The organism is Bacillus sp. 5B6, from assembly GCF_000259405.1.
Taxonomy (GTDB): Bacteria; Bacillota; Bacilli; order Bacillales; family Bacillaceae; genus Bacillus; species Bacillus velezensis.
In genome coordinates this window covers 606254-627495 of the sequence record NZ_AJST01000001.1, presented here as the reverse complement: position 1 = coordinate 627495, position 21242 = coordinate 606254, and the positions used below count along the sequence as shown (strand labels likewise).

Sequence of the window (21242 nt, the reverse complement as noted above, 5' to 3'; positions counted from 1 at the left end):
ATGGAAACGACAATTACGGACATTTTAAAAAGCAAAGTGGTTGAGATCATCATCGTCGCTCTTGTGCTTTACGCCGGTGTTTTTCTGATCAACCGCTTTGTCCAGGTGTTATTTAAACGTACGGATTTCTTAGAGGAACGGAAAGGGAAAACGATTGAAAGCCTCGTCCGGTCCATCACCCAGTATACGGCGACGATCGGTTTTATCTTTTACGTCATTTCTTTATTCGTTCATGATTTCGGCAGAATTTTAGCCGGGGCGGGTGTTGCCGGTATCGTCATCGGTTTCGGCGCCCAGTCGTTAATCAAGGACATATTGGCCGGTGTTTTTTTAATATACGAACGCCAGCTTCATAAAGGCGATTACGTGACGATTAACAATCTGTTCAACGGCACAGTGGAAGAAATCGGACTCCGTTCCCTCCAGATCCGTGAGTGGACCGGCAAGCTGCTTACCATTTCAAACGGTGAGGTCAGACAGCTTCAAAACTATAACATTGATTTTATGCGGATTACCGAGTCCGTCGTGATCAGTTACAAGGAAGATCCCGAGCGGGTATATGCCGTCTTAGAAAAAGCCTGCGACATGCTCAATGATGAGCTTCGCGATTCACTGAAGCGGGATGAATTTCTCAATGCGACGGAGCCGTTTCAAGTGCATGGAATCATGAGCCTGAACAAATTGACAAGAGGCATAGAATTTACTGTCAAAGGCATGGTTCAAGACACAGAATACTTCTCGGCGAGCCTTGCGGTGAGACGCGTTCTTGCCCGGGAGCTGTACAACAACAATGTGCAATTGCTTGAGGAAATGTATCACACACAAAAAAGCTGATTCCCGAACCGGAATCAGCTTTTTTTTATTTATCTCGGCTGCGCTGTCATTTGAAAACCGAATGTGACGTGGTCCTGCACCGGAATCCAAGCCCCGATTCCTTGCGAAGTCACATTTTTGACGACAAGTTTCCGCTTGCTGCCTTTCAGCACCAAATACACTTCACCGTATGTTACTTTTCCTTTTTCATTAACGGCCGGAGCGTAGGCGTGCAGGTAGCCGAGCCGCTGCGGAGAAATTTTGTAGGTTTGATCGCGTTTTGTGCCTGCGCCGATAACCGTTTCAAACGCGAGCGGCAGTTTTGTTTTCTTCATCGCTTTTTGCATCATCATGCTTTTTACGTCTTCTGCGTTCGGCACCTTCGCTGTGAGCCCGCCTTTGATTTTGTATTGCTGTTCTTGGGCGTATGAGATAACCGCGGTTTGCTGCCCGCCCCGGTTATCCGCTCTGTTCGTATTGATTTTTTTATATTCCCAGTTGGCGACCGTTTCGTTCGATTGATAGCCGAGCGCCCATTTCCCGAGAAATATTGTCGCCCGGTATCCGATGGCAAGCGGTGAACCGGAAACCGAGGATTCATTCAGCATCTTTATCAGATGCGGATTTTCGATGTTGATCTCGGATGTATCTAACAATTCCTTCGCCAGTTTGCTCGGCTGAAGCATCGGCTGATCCTGTGAAGCATTCGGATACGTATTTTCCTTTGAAATGCTTACGACAGAGTTGGGAACTTTAAACGGTTTTTTTGCACCGGCAGACGGCGTTGCGAAAAAACTAAAGGATAACAGCAGAATCAGTGTGGCATGAAACAGCTTTCTCATCATATCACTCTTTCTATAGCATTTTCCTTTAGTCTTTTCCTCCGCAATCGTTGTTATCCGCATTTTTTACAGGTTAAAGCAGGAAAAAACCGATCGCCATGATGACATAAGCGGCAAGGAGCGTAGCCCCCTCAAACCAGTTCGAATCACCGTCATTTGAAATCATCGTCATCAAAAGGACGGATGAGATCATCGCGACAAGCTCGGGCAATGTGAATACAAGCGGCATATTGACCGGAAAAAAGATGGAACAGATCACAAGAACCGGAGCCACAAACATGGCGATCTGCAAAGTCGAGCCTACCGCGATTTCAACGGCGACATCCATTTTGTCTTTGTACGCCATAATAATCGCCGACGCATGCTCTGCGGCATTTCCGACGATTGCGACGATAATCACTCCGATAAACAGCTCGCTCCAGCCGAACTGTTCAGCCACCGCATGAAACGTATGGACAAGGTTTTCAGATATGTAGGCGACGATAATGGTTGAAATAAATAAGACGGCTGTCGCTCTTTTCCCCGACCACTCAGGCTGCTCCTCTTCTACCTTTGCCTCCGGCTGATTCGGCTGATAAACACCGCGGTGGGTGACGAGCTTGAAATAAAGAGCCGCCACGTACAAAAGGATCATGATGATGCTGATGCCGACACTCAAATCAAGCTTGTTTTTTTCCCCCATATCCATGGAAAACACTTCGGGAATGACAAAAGCTACGATAATGGCAAAAATCAGCAGGCCGGAATTATGCCGGGCATCATGAATATTGAATTCCTGCCGCTTGTATTTCAAACCGCCGATAAAAAACGACAATCCCGCGACGAGCAGAAGATTGCCGAGCACCGAACCGGTCAGTGAAGCAAGCACGATGCCCGTCAGCCCTTCTTTTAAGGCAAAAAGCGATATAATCAGCTCTACCGCATTGCCGAACGTGGCATTCAGCAGACCGCCGATCCGCGGTCCCGCGATAATGGCAAGAGATTCAGTCGCTCTCCCCATATAACTTGCAAGCGCAATAATCGTCAAGCAATAAATAATAAACAAAACCGCTGACGGCCAGTGCATCAGGCCGCCGATGACTGAAAGCGGCACTCCCGCCGCAGCCGTAAAGAAAAAAATCCGATTCATATCTGCCTGGCTCCTTTTTTCGAATGAGTCTTTTTATATCCTTCTCAAAAACTCCCTCAATTACACTTCCGCGGCAGCCCGAATTGGCATTTTCAGGTTGCCGGATGCGACAAATCCGTGTACGATCAAGAAAGATACTGAAGAAGGAGAAATACGCGATGTCACGACTGTACTTCTTTATTTTGGTTCTGCTTGTTTCCATCTCCGGATTTTCCCAAGGCATGCTTCTGCCGGTGATCTCCGTCATTTTTGAAACGAACGGAGAATCAGCCGCTATAAACGGACTTCACGCAACCGGCCTTTATATCGGTGTGCTCCTGGCGTCGCCGTTTATGGAAGCGCCGCTGAGAAAACTCGGATTCAAACCTCTGATGGTCATGGGCGGATTTCTTGTTATCATCAGCTTATTCAGTTTTATTTGGCTTCAATCCATATGGTTATGGTTTTTTCTTCGGCTCTTTATCGGAATCGGGGATCATATGCTGCATTTTTCAACCCAAACGTGGGTGACGTCAAAGTCAACGCCCCGAAACAGAGGAAGAAACATTTCGCTGTACGGACTGTCCTTCGGGCTTGGATTCGCTGTCGGCCCGTTCATGGTCCCTCTTGTGAAAACAAGTCCGTCCCTTCCGTTTATCGTATCCGGCTGTATCAGTCTTGCCGCCTGGCTGTTTGTGTTTGTCTTACGTAATGAGTACCCGGCGCAAGGTCCGGATGAAACATCCGGGGATAACAGCGCAAAACGGTTTTACCGCGCCCTTCTTTTCGGCTGGGTCGCTTTTCTCCCGGCTTTCGGGTACGGTTTTTTAGAAACGGCGCTGAACGGAAGCTTTCCCGTGTACGCCCTGCGTTTAGGCATATCCGTTGATGCCGTCGCGCTGATATTGCCCGCTTTTGCTATCGGAAGTATTGTATTCCAGTTCCCTCTCGGTTTATTAAGCGATCGATTCGGGAGAAAACGTGTCCTGCTCGTCATCTTATTAACGGGTGCCCTTTGCTTTTTGACGGCCGGACTGTTTCCGTCGCCTTCTGTCATCGGCTGCTGCTTTTTCACGGCGGGAATGGCGGTCGGCAGTATGTTTTCCCTCGGCATCAGCTATATGAGCGACCTGCTGCCGTCCCATCTGCTGCCGGCGGGCAATCTGCTCTGCGGCATTTCCTTCAGCCTCGGCAGCATGATCGGCCCGGTGGCGGGCGGCTGGTATATGCAGCGGTTTGAAAGCGCCAATTTGTTTTACTTTATTACGGTGATTCTGGTCTGTATTTGGCTTGCGCTCGTCTTTGGCAAAACAAAGCACAGTCCCGCATCCGAATCCCATTCTTTTCCGGCCTCATAAAAAAGCCGCCTGATCTAAGTCAGGCGGCTTCTTTCTAGTGGTATCCGTTCTGCCCGTTAGCGCTTCCGCTTGTTTTATTCTTCGGGCCGTTTTTTGAGTTTTGTTTATTATGGCTTCCGCCTTTTTTCGTATGCTTGGTCATAGCCGATTCCCTCCGTTTTTCAGCTTGAACGTCATCCGTTCCTCTATAGCTTGCTCCCGCGGTACGGATTTTCATCAGGAAGCTTTTTACGTTTATGTAAAAGCGCGTTGATTTCTCCTCCTAAAATCAGCAGTGTTCCCGTAAGATAAAACCAGATCATAAGGACGATAATTCCCCCGATGCTCCCGTATGTGGCGCTGTAGTTGGCAAAGGTGCCGACGTAAAATGAGAACAGCATACTGACGATAATCCAGCCGGCTGCCGCGAATACGGCTCCCGGCAGCACAAAACGGAGGGAAAGCCTTTTATTCGGCGCGAAAATGTAAAGCGCGGTAAACACGATTAAAAGGATAAGCGGACTGATACCCCAGCGGACAACCGACCACACCTGCAAAAACAGGCCTGAGGCGCCGATGAAATCTGCGGCCAGCATTCCGATTTCTCTGCCGAATACCGGCAGAAGCAATGCGATTAAAATCGTAACCACCATCGCGATGGTTAAAAAAATTGAGGTCAGGCGAATGATGATAAATGAGCGGTTTTCCTCGACTTCGTAGGCATGGTTAAATGCTCTGACAATCGCGTTCATACCATTCGAAGCCGACCAGATGACGGCGATAATCCCGAATGACAAAAGCCCGCCGCTGCGGTTGTTCAGCGTTTGCTCCGTTATGGATTTCACCATGGACATGGCGCTGTCGGGCGCGTATTGATCGACCGCCCCGAGCACGTCTTCTGCCGATATGGGAAGATAGGCGGTGAGCGTCAGCATGAAAATCATCAACGGAAACAATGACAGCAGGAAAAAATACGCCAGCTCCGCCGATTTACTTTGTCCTTCATGCAGTGAAAACCTTGCAAACAGCTCCTTTATAAAACCCATGACATCCCACCTCAATGATCGTTTTTCGAAAAATGCTCCTTCGTTTCTTTTAACAGGTCAATGACCTGCGGCGTCGTCTGCTTCAGCTTGGTGATCTGTCCGTTTAAAAAACTCAGATCTTCCGATACGTTATTGGCGATGATTTTCACTTGATCCAGTTTTGCAGAAGCCTGCTGTTTCAGGGCTTCAGGATGTTTTCGGTAAAATGCCGCACGGCGCCTGTACGCGTCCATGTTCCGGAAACATCCCTCTCTCGTCGGCTTATGTAATAAGGACAGTGCTCCGCCGGCGGCAGCGCCGATCAGAATCGCTTTTGCCATGATGCGTGTCTGCTTCATCGGTCAATCCCCCTTATAAATGATGGTCTTTCTTTATTGTCTCCAGCAAATGACGGCACCCGGACTCGACCAAAGCGTACACCTCGCTGAAATTCCCGGTATAATACGGATCGGGCACGTCCGCAAGGTCCGACTCCGGTACATAATCAAGCAGCCTTGCAATACGCGGCGCCGCTTTTTTATAACCGGCCATGCTGCGCAGATGTCCGATATTTTCTGCATCCATCGCAATGACGTAATCAAAATCGGTCAGATCAGACTCACGGACCTGCCTCGCCGTGATGCCGCTTGCGCTGATCCCTTTCTTCTTCAGGATCTCCTTTGTCCCTTCATGCGGCGGATTTCCCGCATGCCAGGCGCCGATTCCTGCTGAATCAATGTTAATCTGCCCGTTCAGCCCGTTTTTCTTCACCATATCAGAAAATACCGCCTCTGCCATAGGCGACCGGCAAATATTTCCCAGACAGACAAACAGCACATGTATCATATCAATAACCTCCCTATTCTTTCCCCGCATTTTGAGGATCAAAAACCTTATCATCATATTAGCAACTTTTCTGCGGCTGTGGAAATAAGCTTTTATTCTAAATGAATTCTGTTAGAATAAAGGGTACGAAAACGGTCATGAAAGGATGCATGAATTTGCCGAGCCAACAAACAGAAACGTTAAACAAAATGATTGAAGACATTTCGCAAAAGCTCAACATGCTCAATGTCGGTGTCATCAGAGCGGAAGACTTCAGTGATGAAAAAATAGAAGATCTTACATACCTTCATCAAATGGTCATGAAAAAAGCATCATTCAGCCCGAGTGAAATGCAGGCCATTGCCGAGGAGCTCGCCTCTCTCAGAAAATAAACCCATGTCCGACCTGCCGAAAAACGGCGGGTCTTTTTTTGATTTAAAAAAGTAAAAAATAAAAGTTCATCGGTTTGACACATATAAAAAGAAGGAGTATAGTTACTGTGAACTTGGTAGAACGATATACTAAATGAGCGGGCCGCTTATCTTTTTTTATTTAGTAGAACGATATACTCGTTGTGATATCAGCGTTATTCAAGTTTGTCTCTGCAGCCGTTTTATCAAACCAGTTTTCAAAGAAAGGCAGTGGTTCAATAAAGGGGAATGGATCTGCGCTTATCAATTAAAAAAATAATTTAATTCTTTATTAACCGCATTAGGGGATGTCATCATGAAAAACATATACACCAAAATGGCAGCGGGTCTTTATATTAACTATTTCCTGCTGGGCATGATCAATATTATTATCGCATCCAATATGGAGGCATTATCAAAACAGCTTCATACATCCGCAGCCGGGGTCAGCTATTTGGTCTCCGCCATCGGGATCGGGAAGCTGATTTCGCTTCTGTTTGCCGGGAAGCTTTCGGATACATTCGGGAGACGGCCGTTTATCGTGTCGGGCGCCTTTCTGTATCTGATTTTCCTAATCGGAATTCCGCTTTCGACAAACTACACGGCCGCGTTTATCTTCGCCATTTTCGCCGGGATCGCCAATTCCTTTTTGGATTCCGGGACATATCCGGCGCTTATTGAAGGATTTCCGAAAAACGCAAGCTCTGCAACCGTGTTAATTAAAGCGTTTGTATCCATCGGCGCGACGGTGCTTCCGTTTTTTATCGCGTTTATTGCGGACAGGCATTTGTTTTACGGCTGGACGTTTTTCGTACCGGGCATTATTTTCTTCCTGAACGGCTTTTTCCTGTTAAAAGTTCCGTTTCCGAATCATAAGCAAAAAGAAGACGGCGGCCGGACGGAAGCCTCTGCGTCTGATGACGCGTTCACATCACAGCCGTCGATATGGCGCGAAGGCCTTGCGATCATTCTGTTAGGCTTTTCATCTACGGCGCTGTTTATGCTCGTTCAAGTATGGCTTCCTAAGTTCGGGCAAACCGTTTTGGGCATGCCTGAGGTGCAAGCCGTCAAATTGCTGAGCTATTACAGCATCGGTGCGCTTGTGTCCGTGTTATTGCTGGCCGTGCTGTTAAACAGAGTGATTCAGCCGATTACGGTAATGGTGCTGTACCCTGTGATCGCGGCAATTGCGCTGCTTGCTCTGATTTTCATTCATCAGCCGGCCGTATCGGTCATCAGCTCCTTTGTCATCGGACTTTCAACAGCGGGCATTCTGCAATTGGCGATGACGGTTATGGCTGTTTTATTCCCTAAAAATAAAGGTACGATCACATCTTTTGTTAATATAGCATCAAGCTTATCTTTTATTGTCATTCCGCTTGTAACGGGAGCGATATCCAAAGCGGCCGGCCTGACGCCTGTTTTTCTGCTTGATATCGGAATTGCGGCCGTCAGCGCCCTTCTCGCATTGTTTATCGGAATCCGCTTTAAGCAAGTGATGAAAGCCTGACTATTTTTTAAGGGAGAGGATTTATCATGCAATCTATCACGATCAGAAACACGGTCATCGGCGAAGGGCTTCCGAAGATCATTGTGCCGCTGATGGCGGCCGGAGAGAAAGAACTGCTCGAAGAAATTGAAGCCGTCAACAGGCTTCGCCCGGATATCATTGAGTGGCGGGCGGATGTATATGAGCATGTTGACAGCCAGGACGCCGTAATAGGCATGCTTGAAAAGCTGCGGAAAGCCGCAGGCGCAACACCGCTGCTTTTCACATTCAGAACTCATAAAGAAGGCGGAAATAAAGTTATTGATGATCGCTTTTACATTGAATTGCTTAAAACCGCCATCGAAACAAAACACATTGACCTTGCAGACGTTGAGTTGTTTACGGGAGAAGCGGAAGTCAAATCAATTGTGAAAACCGCTGAAGACAACGGCGTATATGTCGTCATGTCCAATCATGATTTTCATCAGACACCGAAAAAAGAAGAAATCATTTCCCGGCTGCGGAACATGCAGGCGTACGGCGCGCACATTCCGAAAATCGCGGTGATGCCGCAAAGCACTGAAGATGTTTTCGTCTTATTGGATGCCACTCACACGATGAAAACACAATACGCGGACCGGCCGATCATCACAATGTCAATGGCGGGAACAGGCCTGATCAGCCGCCTGGCCGGCGAAGTCTTCGGCTCAGCGTGCACGTTCGGAGCGGGCAAAGAAGCATCAGCGCCCGGACAGATTCCCGTTGAGGAATTGCGCAGCGTACTCAGCATTTTAAATAAACATATGTAATCAGCGTTTTTCTGCCCTCAAAGCGGGATAAAAAACAAATGAATGGACTAACGGAGGAATACATCATGAAGAAAGAATTAGGACGGATTAACGGAAAAACTCAGCTTATCGGATTATTCGCGACACCGATCGGACACTCTTTATCTCCGGCGATGCACAACCTGGCGTTTAAAAAATTAGGATTGAACTACGCTTACCTCGCGTTTGAAGTCGGCAATGAACAGCTGGAAGATGTGGTAACGGGAATGCGCGCCTTAAACGTCAGAGGCTTCAATGTCTCGATGCCGAACAAGATGAACATTCTCCCTTACCTCGATGAACTTGCGAATTCAGCGAAATTCACCGGCGCGGTGAATACAGTCGTTAATGAAAACGGCAGACTGATTGGACACTCCACTGACGGTATGGGATACGTCCGCAACTTAAAAGAACACGGCGTCGATATCACAGGCAAAAAAATGACGCTGGTCGGTTCCGGCGGGGCCGCCACTCCGATAGCGATTCAATCCGCATTGGAAGGCCTCGGAGAAATCTCTATTTTCGCCCGCAATGACGCGTTTTTCGAAAAAGCGGAAGAAAACGTCCGCATCATCAATGAAGAAATGAAGGGATCTTCTTGCAAAGCGAAAGTCTTCCCGCTCGAAGATCAAGATGCGCTGCGTGCTGAAATCGCTTCAAGCGATATTTTCACAAACGGAACGGGTGTCGGAATGAAACCGCTTGAAGGCTTGAGCGTCATTGAAGATACATCCATGCTCCGTCCTGATTTGATTGTGACAGACGTCGTTTACAATCCCGTTACGTCGAAATTGCTTGAACAAGCTCAAGCGGCCGGCTGCCAAACCATTAACGGCCTCGGCATGATGCTTTGGCAGGGCGCCATGGCCTTTGAATATTGGACAGGCCGTGAAATGCCGGTTCAGTATATTAAAGAGCAAATGTTTGAATAACCTATTGTGACAGAAGCGCCGAAGGACAATCCGTCTTCCGGCGCTTTGTCATTTTCTCCTCCTCTCTCTTTCTTCTCATGCGCCAAAACGCTTATAATGGATGTAACGAATAAAAACCAAGTGAGGAATGCGACGTATGAAACAGCAAAAAAAACGCCGGGTGACATTGCAGCAGGTCGCTGAACATGCCGGCGTCTCAACATCCACCGCTTCATTAATCGTCCGCAATAATCCGCGAATTTCCGAAGCGACCCGTGAGAAAGTGCTGCAATCCATGCGGGAGCTGGGGTACGTATATGATCGGGTTGCCGCGAATTTACGATCACAGACGTCTACAACGGTAGGTTTGATTATTACTGACATTTCCAATACGTTTTTCTCAGAGTTTCTGATCGGCGTTCAGAATACGCTTGAGGAAGTCGGATTAACGGTGCTGTTAGGCACGACATTTGATTCCGTCGCCAAGCAGGAGCAGCTGATCTCGACCATGCTCGAGCACAGGGTCGGCGGATTGATTTTGTGTCCGGTTTCAGGTACGGCTGAGGAAACCCTTTCCCGTCTTGAGCAGCTTGATATTCCGGTCGTGCTCGCCGTCAGGGAGATTGCCGACGCCGATTGTGATTTTGTCGGAGCCGATTATGAGGAAGGCACCTATAAGGCAGTGCGTCATTTCATTGAGAAAGGCCATCAGGAGATTGCGTTTTTGGGCGGCGTGAAGCACTCGTCAACATGGACGAAACGTATGAAAGGGTTTAAAAAAGCGCTCCGTGAAGCGGATCTGGAAGTAAAAAATGACTATGTCATTGACAGCGCGCCGACCCGCGAAGCAGGCTGTGAAGCCGTGACGGAGCTCCTCCGCCGGTCTGAGCGCCCGACCGCGATTTTCTGCTTCAGTGATTTGGTCGCGTTCGGCGTCATGCAAGGGATCAGAAAAGCCGGGCTCGTTCCGGGCGAAGATATTGACATTGTCGGCTTTGATAACGTGCCGGAAGCTGAAATTTCTTATCCCCCGCTTACAACCGTTTCTTCCTTTCCGCGGCAGTCGGGAAAAGAAGCAGCTCAATTGCTGCATCATAAAATCACCAATTCCCAGCACAAAAAACAACGCATTATTCTGGCGCCCGAGCTGGTCATCCGGGAATCTTCACAAAAAAAGCGGAACGCCTGATACGGCGCTCCGCTTTTATATTACGCAAGCAGTTTTAATGATTCGCGGTTGAATGCCGGAATGTCATCCGGTGTGCGGCTTGTGACCAGCTGGTTCTGGCAGACGACGACTTCTTCATCCACAACATTCGCGCCCGCGTTTTCCATGTCGATACGGATTGAAGTAAACCCTGTCGCTTTGCGCCCGTCCAATGCTTTCGCGTTGATAAGAAGCTGAGGTCCGTGGCAGATGGCGAACACCGGTTTTTTATCATCCATAAACGCTTTGGCAAATTGGACGAAACGGTCATCCGCACGCAGCATGTCAGGAGAGAACCCGCCCGGGATCAGCAATGCGTCAAAGTCTTTCGGATTCACATCATCGATGGACGCGTCCACTTTCACTTCCGCTTCCCCTTGTTTGCCTTTGACTGTTTTTCCTTTTTCCTGTTCAATTACGGTTAATTCATGACCTGCATCTTTAAAAGCTTTCGCAGGTTCAGTATACTCGACATCCTCAAAATAATCCGTTAATACAACTGCAATTTTTTTACCCATAGTTACTACCTCCTGCTTGATGAAGTCTACATAAATCCATGTACCCCAGCCACACTAACATCAAACATAGGTAACGCGTTTGCCGCTCATCCGTATTACATAGGTCATTATCCTCATTTTTCATCTTTTTACAAGAATCATCATGAAATCTATATGAACTTTCACAAAATATTCTTACAATGGTACTGCATGACAAAATTTGTTGAAAGGTGGAGAACAGGTGAGAATACAGAAAAGACGATGCAGCGTCAATATGACACTCCGTATTCTGCTGCCCCTAGTTATGATACTTAGTCTAATCCTCCCAACATCACCCATTAAAGCAGAAGAAAACAAATCCTCCAGTGTGAATCTCAGCATTTTAGCCACAACTGACGTTCACGCTAACATGATGGACTACGATTACTACAGCGACAAACCGACAACGGAATTCGGGCTGGCCAGAACGGCTCAGCTTATTGAGAAGCACAGGCGCGAAAACCCGAATACGCTGCTTGTCGATAACGGAGACCTGATTCAGGGGAACCCCCTCGGAGAATACGCCGTAAAATATGAGAAAAATGATATCATTTCAGGCGCAAAGACCCATCCGATCATTGAAGTGATGAACAGTCTGCATTATGACGCAGGAACACTCGGCAATCATGAATTTAATTACGGGCTTGAATTTCTGGACGGGACAATCAGAGGCGCTGATTATCCGATCGTTAATGCCAATGTGAAAACATTAAGCGGCGAAAACCGTTATACGCCTTATGTCATAAAAGACAAAACCGTCACGGATGAAAACGGCGGCAAGCATCAGATAAAAGTCGGCTACATCGGCTTTGTTCCTCCCCAAATCATGACGTGGGATAAGAAAAATCTCGAAGGCCGCGTTCAGGTCGAAGACATTGTGGAATCCGCAAAGAAAACCGTTCCGAAAATGAAAGCTGAAGGAGCCGATGTCGTCATCGCCCTCGCCCACAGCGGCATCGAAAAAAAAGCGCAGTCTTCCGGAGCGGAAAACGCCGTTTTTGACCTGGCAACGAAAGTCGGCGGAATTGACGCGATCGTATCCGGCCATCAGCACGGGCTTTTCCCTGATGCCGAATACAAAGGCGCTGATCAATTCGACGTCGATAAAGGCACGATTAACGGCATCCCCGTTGTTATGTCAAGCAGCTGGGGCAAATATGCGGGCGTCATCGACCTCCGGCTTGAAAAAACAGACAGCGCGTGGCATGTGGAAGATGCAAAAGGAAGCATCGAGCCGATTGCCGGCAATGTGACGTCGGAAAACGAAACCGTCGTCAATACCGTCAAAAAAGCGCACGAAGGCACTTTAAAATACATCAGAGTACCCGTCGGCCAGACAAAAGCCGATATCAACAGTTTCTTCGCCCAAGTCAAAGATGATCCGTCCATTCAAATCGTAACGGATGCGCAAAAATGGTACGCCGAAAATAAGATGAAGGATACGGAATACAAAGATCTGCCTATCCTCTCGGCGGGCGCCCCGTTTAAAGCCGGCGGTCGGAACGGCTCAAACTACTATACAAACATTTCCGCAGGCGACCTCGCCATCAAAAATATCGGCGATTTGTACCTGTATGACAACACGGTTCAGATCGTCAAGCTGAACGGAAGCGAAGTGAAGGACTGGCTCGAAATGTCCGCGGGGCAATTTAATCAGATCGATCAGGCAAAAGGCGGCAGCCAAGCGCTTTTAAATGACGCCTACCGCTCATACAATTTTGATGTCATTGACGGTGTCACCTATCAGGTCGATGTCACAAAACCGGCGAAATACAACGAAAACGGAACAGTCATTCATCCCGATGCAAGCCGGATCGTCAACCTTACTTATCAAGGAAAGCCCGTCAGCGCCAAGCAGGAATTTCTGATCGTCACAAATAATTACCGCGCTTCAGGCGGCGGAGGATTCCCTCACTTAAGCAATGATAAAATCGTATACTCTTCTGCCGATGAGAACAGGCAGGTCTTAATGGATTACATCATCCAGCAGAAAACGATTAATCCGCAGGCTGATCATAACTGGTCCATCCTTCCGGTCAAAGGGACAAACCTGACATTTGAATCTTCCTTGGCCGCAAAGCCGTTTGCCGACCGCGCAGATGACGTCGCCTATATCGGTGAATCACAAAACGCGGGCTACGGACAGTACAAGCTCCAATTCAAAGATGATGAACCGGGCACAGAGCCGCCGAAAGATGGCGCATGGAAACTCACCGTTATGCATACAAACGACACGCACGCCCACCTTGATAACGCGGCGAGGCGGATGACGAAAATCAAAGAAATCAGAAGCGAAACCGACCGCAGCATTTTACTGGATGCGGGAGACGTCTTCTCAGGCGATCTCTATTTCACAAAGTGGCAGGGGCTGGCTGATTTAAAATTGATGAACAGCATGGGCTACGACGCCATGACCTTCGGAAATCATGAATTTGATAAAGGTCCGGGCGCTCTCGCCAGCTTCCTGAGCGGTAACGGGAGCGCGGCGGACCCGTCCGGAAAATACAATTTCCAAGCGCCTGACTTCCCGCTCGTCAGCTCAAATGTCGATGTGTCCAAAGAGTCAAAACTCAGACCATTCATGAAAAAAGCAGACACATTTACGGCAGGGAAAAAGAAAAATGCAGGCATCTATCCATATATTCTGCTTGATGTAAACGGAGAAAAAGTCGCCGTATTCGGCTTAACGACAGAAGATACGTCCGTCACATCAAGCCCGGGAAAAAGCATTGTCTTTCATGATGCCTTCCAATCCGCACAAGATACGGTAAAAGAAATACAGAACAAGGAACATGTCAATAAAATCATCGCCCTGACCCATATCGGGCATCAGCGTGATCTCGATCTCGCCAAAAAAGTAAAAGGCATCGACTTAATCGTCGGCGGACATACGCATACGCTTGTAGATAAAATGGAAATTGTTAAAAACGAAGAGCCGACCATCGTCGCCCAGGCAAAAGAATACGGCGAATATTTAGGCCGTGTCGATGTCGCATTTGACAAAAACGGCGTCGTTCTGCCGGAACAATCCTCTCTTCAAGCGCTGCCGGTGAACGAGCAGACGAAAGAAGACCCGGGTCTGAAAAAAAAGCTTGATCCGTTTAAAAAAGAGCTCGTCTCAGTCAAAAATGAAAAAGTCGGCTCAACGAAGGTCGCACTTGACGGCCAGCGCGAGCATGTCCGCTCCAAAGAAACCAATCTCGGAAACTTCATCGCGGACGGCATGCTGCAAAAAGCGAAGGAAGCGGCCGGCGCCCAAATCGCGATCACAAACGGGGGCGGCATCCGCGCGGGTATTGATAAAGGAGACATCACACTCGGCGATGTGCTGAATGTAATGCCGTTCGGCAACACGCTTTACGTCGCGGATTTAACCGGCAAACAGATCAAACAAGCCTTGGAACAAGGGTTAAGCGGAATTGAGGCTCAAGGCGGCGCCTTCCCTCAAGTTGCCGGTTTAACATACACGTTTACACTGAATAAAAAGCCGGGACACCGCGTTCTTCAAGCTGCGGCCGTACAGGATGACGGCAGCGTAAAGCCGATTTCTGATAAGAAGACATACAGAGTCGCCACCAGTAACTTTGTCGGTGAAGGCGGAGACGGATATTCCGTCTTTAACGAAGCGTCCCATAAAGAAGACCTTGGCTTTGTCGACTATGAGGTCTTCACCGAGCAGCTTGAAAAAGCGGGAAAAGCGGTGGAACCGAAAGTTGACGGCCGCGCGCAGGAAGTGTACCTGCCGACGAAACAAAAAAACGGTTCGTGGACGCTTGAAGATGACAGCGCATTTGCCGTCTATGCCAAAAACGCCAACACGCCGATCGTGTATTACGATAAGAATGACGGCGCCAAAAAGCCGATTGATCTCAGCGTGACAAAAAAACAAATCGGCCTGTTAAAGGACAGAACATCGGATTCTTCCCTTACGATCCTGCATGACAAGTTCAGCATGAAAATGCCGATGGCAAACGCTGCTTCAGCTGATACACGATTCGGCGTGACGCCGAAAGGAAAAGTTAGCGGGGCGCTTTCAAATGTATACGACTTTACAATGAAGCAGAAAAACAAAGACATCAAAACATTCAAAGCGCCGGTAAAACTCACCCTGCGCATTGAGAATATGAAAAAGGCGAAACAGCCCGGCATTTACCATGTAGACCGGAAAAAGAACGTCTATACAAAAACAGACAACGGTTCGGTTTCACACGATCTCGTCACGGGCTATACAAATCATTTCAGTGAATACACCATATTAAACGCAAACACGAAGAGCGCGCCGCCGACAAGCGGAGACCACGGCTCCGGAAAGCAGCCAAGCGGACAAAAACCGTCATCCGGCCCTGCACAGGACGGAGTATCGCCGGGCGGCCTGCTTCCTGATACGGCCACAACGATGTATTCCATCCTTCTTGCCGGGTTACTCATCAGCGCGCTCGGAACGGCACTGTATCTGTATCAAAGAAGAAAAGCAAAAAAAGTGAACGAAGCATAAAAAGACCGCTTTTATTGTGCGGTTCATCCCAAGAGCTCTCCTGATCTGAAATCAGGGGAGCTTTTTCTCTCGGTCCCCCTCTGAGTCGACAGCCGTACGGCCGAGTGATAAAATATGACCGTTATTCGCGAAAGACTGCATCCGCATCGTTTAACACTTCACGGCAGGGCCTCTCTTTCATACGGCGCCGCCTGTTTGGAGGACTTTTTTTGAAGATAACAGGAAACAAACGAAACCGCATGTCTTACAAGAAAAAGCTGTTTTACGTGATAACAGCGCTCTGTTTTATCAGCTCGCTCATTTTCGTCACTCACAACGCTTCTTTTTATGAGCGGCCGATTGCCAAAGTGACGAAAACAACATTGGAACATCAGTCTGACGTACAGGACATGCATAAAAACAAAGATAAGATTTTCAATCAGACGATCACTGCCAGACTTGAAAACGGCAGTCAGAAAGGACAGCTCATTCATTTGTCCAATCAGTATTCATCATCCGGAGCGAATGATCAGAAATATTCGATTGGCGATGAAATATTCGTTTCTATTGATAAAGGGAAACCATCAAACAAGGATATATCGGGAAGCATTATAGATAAAAAACGGGATAAACAGCTTTTGCTGATCGCTTGGGTTTTCATCTTCACCTTGCTTATCGTCGGCAAAAAACAAGGCTTCTTTTCGATCGTCAGCCTGATGTTTAACGCCGTTTTACTGTCGTTTGCATTAGATTTGTACAGGAAGCATCCTAATATAGGGTTAATTTTCATCTGCGGTATCTGTATTCTCATCTTTACTGTCATATCATTGCTGCTTGTCAGCGGTTTTCACGCGAAAACATACGCCGCCATTGCCGCGACGCTCGCAGGCACTTTCGTTTCCCTTGCGATTACGTATCTGGTAATGCTGGCAACCGGAGAGAAAGGTCTCAGATATGAGGAAATGCAGTATTTAACCCGCCCTTATCACACGGTGTTTATGGCCGGGGTATTTATCGGATCACTGGGAGCGGTCATGGATGTAGCCATTACCATGACGTCATCTGTCTTCGGATTATATGAAGAAAACAAGGGTATCTCATTACAAGCTCTCAGACGTTCCGGGATGGAGATCGGAAAAGACATCATGGGGGCGATGACCAACATTCTGTTTTTTGCTTATATAAGCGGCTCTATTCCGATGATGCTTTTGTATTTGAAAAATGATTCCCCGATAGGATTCACTCTTTCTATGAACATTTCCTTGGAAATAGCCAGAGCATTGGCCGGAGGAATCGGAATCGTATTAGCCATACCAGCCAGTCTGTATGCTTCTATCTTTTTTATTAAACGAAAGAAGGCAAGCTCATGAATGTCATCGTAATTCTCGCGGCGATTTTATTTCTATTGATGGTCATCATCGGCGGAAAAAAAGGAGCGAGGTCTTTTATTGCGTTATTCTTAAATTTCGGAGTTCTCTTTCTCACCATCATTTTCATGACAGACCCGCATATCAATCCGATTGTTTTAACATTGCTCTCTTCCGCCGTGATCTGCAGCATTACTCTTTTTTATATTAATGGAGGAAACGTCAAAACCGTAACCGCCTTTATTTCTGCAATGCTGACGATTGTACTGCTGCTGTTTTTTATTATGTCTGTAACAAAACATACTTCGATTCAGGGATTCGGTGAAGAAGAATTGGGTGATATCGGCATATTCACACTGTTTGTCGGGGTGGATTTTGTGAAGGTTACCGCAGCCATGATCATCATGGGCACGATTGGGGCGATTACCGATGTCGCGATTTCCATTACTTCACCCATGCAGGAAATTTACAGTCATAATCCGTCCATAAGCAGAAAAGATCTGTACACATTCGGATTAAGCATCGGGAGAGATATTTTAGGAACGAATACGAATACGTTATTCTTTGCTTTTTTCGGCAGCTATTTGGCTTTAATTATCTGGTTTAAAGACTTATCATACTCAGCTGAAAAAATAGTGAACTCAAAAGTATTCAGTGCGGAAGCCGTCACCATTCTTTGTGCCGGAATCGGGATCGGCATCATCATTCCCGTTACGTCCTGGATCACCGCCTGTTTTTTAGCAAAACCAAATAAACGTTAAAAGCTGCCGGGACACGCCCGGCAGCTTTTTTTATCTTATACCCACTTTACAACGTCTTTTGAGGCAGATCTTGTTTTCGGGCGCGGATCTCTGACACGGTAGCCGAATGCGGCCATGACAGAGATGTCGAAACTTCCGTTTTCCAGAAGCCCTTCTTCTTCAAGAATCCGGTGAATTTCTTTGTAGTTGAAGCCTTCTACAGGGCAGGAGTCGATTCCGATCTGCGCAGCGGCTGTCATCATATTGCCGAGGGCGATGTAAGTCTGTTTGGATGCCCAGTCAAACAGTGTGCGATCTGATTCAAGCAGATTGAAATCATTTTTCTGGAAGTCTTCTGTTTTGCTGATATAGCCTTCATACATATCTTCCGGCATTTTTTTGACTTCCCGCAGGTGGTTTTTGACATAGTCGGCGTCAAAACGGATATCTTTTGCCGTCCGGGCAAGCAGAAGTACGAAATGGCTTGCGGTCGGCAGCTGCTTTTGCGCGCCCCATGTGAACTCGCGGAGTTTTTCACGAAGCTCCGGATTTTGAACGACGACAAATTTCCAAGGCTCCAAACCGAGTGAGCTTGGGGATAATCTTCCCGTTTCTAAAATGAATTCAAAATCGCTTTCTGAAATTTTTTTCTCAGGATCAAATTCCTTTGTGGCGTGTCTGAATTGATACGCTTCGATGATCTGCTGTTTTTTATCTGACATTCATGATCTCTCCTTTTCAATCGTTATGTACTATTGTAGCCATTATTTTTGAAAGTACCAGTACGCACATTTTTGTTGGATAGTATTCATTTTGATACTGACAAAAAAACGGGCTGCCGCGGCAGTCCGTTTTTATTTTTCTCTTCTCGCAAAGTCGACGAAACGGAATTTATCGAGCCTGTGCCGGCTTTCCGTGTACTGAAAGAGGCTGGTATCCTCCAAAAAGACGCGGTTTTTCACGACCGCCATATGGCTGAATCCGCCGAGATCCAAATACTGTCGGTCCTCTTCCCCCGCCGGCTCCACGACAATTTCCTTTTGCGCGTAGCTGATGGACAAGCCGAGCTCTCCTTCGAGATACTCATAGATCGAATCTTCACAAATCGCCTTCGTCAATAGAGGCACGTGTTTTTTCACAAAGTAATCCTTGTCCAAAATAATATGTTCTCCGTCAATCCGTCTTGATCTGACGACTTCCCACACCTTTTCATCCGCTTCTGTACCAAGCTCTTTTGCAGCTTCTGAGGGAGGCAGGATCAGCCCGAGACGGTGAACCGTCGTTCTCGTCTCTTTTCCGAGCGTTTCCGAAAGCTCTTTGAAGCTGATCAGGCCTGAGACGGGAAAACGCATTTTTTCTCTGTCTAATATGACGGAGCCTTTGCCTTTGATTTTCTGGATGTAGCCGTTTTGCGCCAGCATATTGAGCGCTTTGCGGACGGTTTCTCGTGATGTGCCGTATTGATCGCACAAATCATTTTCAGACGGAAGAACGTCTTCAGCCTTCCGCTGGCCGCTTTCAATCTGCCGCACCATATCTTTATAGATTGTGATGTATTTATTCACTTTCATTTGACCACCCAGATTAGTGTATCACGCTTTTGTCAGATGATAAACGATCGATTCATACGGACGGAGCGTCAATCGTTCCGGCCGCCCTTCCCTCGGTTCATCATTCGTCAGCAGCACCGTAAACCGCCAGCCGTCCGTGTCTTTAAGCGGAACCGTAAAGTCCGCTTCTTTCCCGTAGAAATTGTTGATGCACAGCAGTTTTTCATCCTTGCCATGTCTGACGTACGCCAGAACCGCCGGATCGTCTTCAGCAAGCAGCTCAAACGTTCCTTCAGTCACGATATCATATTCCTTTCTGAGCTTGATGAGCTTCTGATAATGGTAGAAAATTGAATCCGGGTCCCGCAAAGCCGCTTCCGCGTTAATGTCCCGATAATCATCCGCCGCCGGAATCCAAGGCGTGCCCGTCGTGAAACCGCCGTGCGGCCCGCTGTTCCACTGAATGGGGGTTCTTGCATTGTCTCTTGATTTCTCTTTTAAAATGGCGATAATGTCTTTTTCGGGCACGCCTTCTTCCTTCATCTTTTTGTAAATGTTCAATGATTCGACATCGCGGTATGAGCCGATGTCATCGAACTTCGGATTGCCCATGCCGATCTCCTCACCTTGATAAATGTAAGGCGTGCCCTGCATCATATGAATGGCCGCCGCCAGCATTTTGGCTGATTTCGTCCGGTACACGCCGTCGTCTCCGTATCTGGATACGGCCCGCGGCTGGTCATGGTTGCACCAGAATAATGCGTTCCAGCCTCCGCCTTTTTGCATCTCCGTCTGCCAAAACGCTAAAATCCGTTTCAGCTTCAGAAAATCAAACGGAGCGAGCGCCCATTTTTCACCATTCGGATAATCCACTTTTAAATGATGAAAGTTAAAGGTCATATCGAGTTCTTTATTCTCAGGGTTTGTGTACCGGATGCAGTGGTCAGCTGTTGTCGAGGACATTTCACCGACCGTCATGCTGTCATATTTCGAAAACACTTCCCGGTTCATCTCATGGAGAAATTCGTGCACGCGCGGCCCGTCCGTATAAAAAGGCCGCCCGTCACGCCCATCCTCGGCATCAGGAAACGATTGGTCTTTAGAAATGAGGTTGATCACATCCAGCCGGAAGCCGTCGATCCCTTTCCGGAACCAAAAATGCATCATGTCGTAGACCTTTTTTCTCATCTCTTCATTTTCCCAGTTCAAATCGGCCTGCGACACATCAAATAAATGCAGATAGTGCTGGCCTGACGCCGGGTCGAGCTCCCAAGCGGAACCGCCGAATTTTGATTCCCAGTTGTTCGGCGCCCGGCCGTCTTCCTTTCCGTCTTTCCAAATGTAAAAATCCCGATACGGACTGTCGGGTGACGAGACCGCTTCTTTGAACCACCGATGCTCGACTGATGTATGGTTTACGACAAGATCCATGACGACCTTGATTCCTCTTTTGTGCGCTTCATCGAGAAGGCGTTCAAAATCCTCCATCGTTCCGTATTCTTCATAAATGGTGCAGTAATCGCGAATGTCATAACCGTTGTCATTCTGCGGCGAATCGTAAATCGGCGTAAGCCAAATGACATCAATCAAAAGCTTCTGCAAATAATCAAGCTTTTCGATAATACCGTTCAGATCACCGATCCCGTTTCCCGTCGTATCATTAAAGCTCTTCGGATAAATTTGATATACCGCTGCCTTTTTCCACCATGGTGTGCTGTCTGTTTTCATTTTTCTTCACCGCCTGTACTGTTTGAATTGAAAGGGAAAAGGGACAGCCTGAT

Annotated in this window: 19 protein-coding genes; 10 read left to right on the top strand and 9 right to left on the bottom strand. The window is 47.6% G+C overall.

What is annotated here, in order from left to right; genetic code table 11:
- Entirely contained in the window at window positions 1-834 is an 834-nt protein-coding gene (locus MY7_RS02990) for a mechanosensitive ion channel family protein (protein ID WP_007408513.1), read from the top strand.
- A 29-nt stretch (window positions 835-863) separates the two neighbouring features.
- On the opposite strand, the gene MY7_RS02985 is transcribed toward MY7_RS02990, so the two are convergent.
- On the bottom strand, window positions 864-1658 hold the full coding sequence (locus tag MY7_RS02985; RefSeq protein ID WP_094031586.1) for a YfkD famly protein: 795 nt from the start codon (window positions 1656-1658) through the stop codon (window positions 864-866).
- Window positions 1659-1728: 70 nt separating this feature from the next.
- Window positions 1729-2784, bottom strand: a complete 1056-nt coding sequence (gene cax / locus MY7_RS02980) for a calcium/proton exchanger (RefSeq protein ID WP_007610064.1) — start codon at window positions 2782-2784, stop codon at window positions 1729-1731.
- 158 nt (window positions 2785-2942) lie between these two features.
- Here cax and MY7_RS02975 point away from each other — a divergent pair, with 158 nt between their 5' ends.
- On the top strand, window positions 2943-4121 hold the full coding sequence (locus tag MY7_RS02975) for an MFS transporter (RefSeq protein WP_029326001.1): 1179 nt from the start codon (window positions 2943-2945) through the stop codon (window positions 4119-4121).
- A 185-nt stretch (window positions 4122-4306) separates the two neighbouring features.
- Here MY7_RS02975 and MY7_RS02970 read toward each other — a convergent pair whose 3' ends face one another.
- Genes MY7_RS02970 through MY7_RS02960 form a run of 3 tightly spaced genes read right to left on the bottom strand, consistent with a single transcriptional unit; the run spans window position 4307 to window position 5971 of the window.
- Window positions 4307-5146 (bottom strand): YihY family inner membrane protein, encoded by an 840-nt coding sequence (locus MY7_RS02970; RefSeq protein ID WP_007610061.1) that lies wholly within the window; start codon window positions 5144-5146, stop codon window positions 4307-4309.
- Window positions 5147-5157: 11 nt separating this feature from the next.
- Complete coding sequence (locus tag MY7_RS02965; protein WP_007610060.1) at window positions 5158-5484, bottom strand: hypothetical protein; 327 nt, start codon at window positions 5482-5484, stop codon at window positions 5158-5160.
- Between the two features lie 13 nt (window positions 5485-5497).
- Window positions 5498-5971, bottom strand: a complete 474-nt coding sequence (locus MY7_RS02960; protein ID WP_012117078.1) for a low molecular weight protein-tyrosine-phosphatase — start codon at window positions 5969-5971, stop codon at window positions 5498-5500.
- Between the two features lie 155 nt (window positions 5972-6126).
- Here MY7_RS02960 and MY7_RS02955 point away from each other — a divergent pair, with 155 nt between their 5' ends.
- The 5 genes from MY7_RS02955 (at window position 6127) to MY7_RS02935 (ending at window position 10776) form a co-directional block, all read left to right on the top strand.
- Window positions 6127-6342, top strand: coding sequence for a DUF1128 domain-containing protein (locus MY7_RS02955; RefSeq protein WP_003155571.1), 216 nt, complete (start codon window positions 6127-6129; stop codon window positions 6340-6342).
- 334 nt (window positions 6343-6676) lie between these two features.
- Window positions 6677-7870, top strand: coding sequence for an MFS transporter (locus MY7_RS02950; RefSeq protein WP_007610057.1), 1194 nt, complete (start codon window positions 6677-6679; stop codon window positions 7868-7870).
- A gap of 26 nt (window positions 7871-7896) precedes the next feature.
- A complete protein-coding gene (gene aroD / locus MY7_RS02945; protein ID WP_007610056.1) occupies window positions 7897-8658 on the top strand; it encodes a type I 3-dehydroquinate dehydratase in 762 nt (253 codons plus the stop codon).
- 65 nt (window positions 8659-8723) lie between these two features.
- Window positions 8724-9608 carry a shikimate dehydrogenase gene (locus MY7_RS02940; protein WP_029326002.1) on the top strand — a complete coding sequence of 295 codons (885 nt, stop codon included), beginning with the start codon at window positions 8724-8726 and terminating at the stop codon, window positions 9606-9608.
- 136 nt (window positions 9609-9744) lie between these two features.
- The gene (locus MY7_RS02935) at window positions 9745-10776 is read left to right on the top strand and encodes a LacI family DNA-binding transcriptional regulator (protein WP_007408503.1); all 1032 of its coding nucleotides are present in this window, start codon (window positions 9745-9747) and stop codon (window positions 10774-10776) included.
- Window positions 10777-10796: 20 nt separating this feature from the next.
- On the opposite strand, the gene MY7_RS02930 is transcribed toward MY7_RS02935, so the two are convergent.
- Window positions 10797-11312, bottom strand: a complete 516-nt coding sequence (locus tag MY7_RS02930) for a type 1 glutamine amidotransferase domain-containing protein (RefSeq protein WP_003155578.1) — start codon at window positions 11310-11312, stop codon at window positions 10797-10799.
- Between the two features lie 220 nt (window positions 11313-11532).
- On the opposite strand from MY7_RS02930, the gene MY7_RS02925 reads away from it, so the two are divergent.
- The 3 genes from MY7_RS02925 to MY7_RS02915 all read left to right on the top strand — a co-directional run bounded on the left by MY7_RS02925 (window position 11533) and on the right by MY7_RS02915 (window position 17932).
- Complete coding sequence (locus MY7_RS02925) at window positions 11533-15825, top strand: multifunctional 2',3'-cyclic-nucleotide 2'-phosphodiesterase/3'-nucleotidase/5'-nucleotidase (protein WP_139325683.1); 4293 nt, start codon at window positions 11533-11535, stop codon at window positions 15823-15825.
- Between the two features lie 209 nt (window positions 15826-16034).
- Window positions 16035-17174, top strand: coding sequence for a YibE/F family protein (locus MY7_RS02920; RefSeq protein ID WP_007610052.1), 1140 nt, complete (start codon window positions 16035-16037; stop codon window positions 17172-17174).
- A complete protein-coding gene (locus MY7_RS02915) occupies window positions 17171-17932 on the top strand; it encodes a YibE/F family protein (protein ID WP_029326004.1) in 762 nt (253 codons plus the stop codon). The genes MY7_RS02920 and MY7_RS02915 overlap by 4 nt, the downstream gene beginning before the upstream one ends.
- A 35-nt stretch (window positions 17933-17967) precedes the next feature.
- Here MY7_RS02915 and MY7_RS02910 read toward each other — a convergent pair whose 3' ends face one another.
- The 3 genes from MY7_RS02910 to treC all read right to left on the bottom strand — a co-directional run bounded on the left by MY7_RS02910 (window position 17968) and on the right by treC (window position 21189).
- A complete protein-coding gene (locus tag MY7_RS02910) occupies window positions 17968-18633 on the bottom strand; it encodes an NAD(P)H-dependent oxidoreductase (protein ID WP_007610047.1) in 666 nt (221 codons plus the stop codon).
- A gap of 132 nt (window positions 18634-18765) precedes the next feature.
- Window positions 18766-19482 (bottom strand): trehalose operon repressor, encoded by a 717-nt coding sequence (gene treR / locus MY7_RS02905; protein ID WP_007610045.1) that lies wholly within the window; start codon window positions 19480-19482, stop codon window positions 18766-18768.
- 21 nt (window positions 19483-19503) lie between these two features.
- Complete coding sequence (gene treC / locus MY7_RS02900) at window positions 19504-21189, bottom strand: alpha,alpha-phosphotrehalase (protein ID WP_007610037.1); 1686 nt, start codon at window positions 21187-21189, stop codon at window positions 19504-19506.
- Window positions 21190-21242 lie beyond the last annotated feature (53 nt).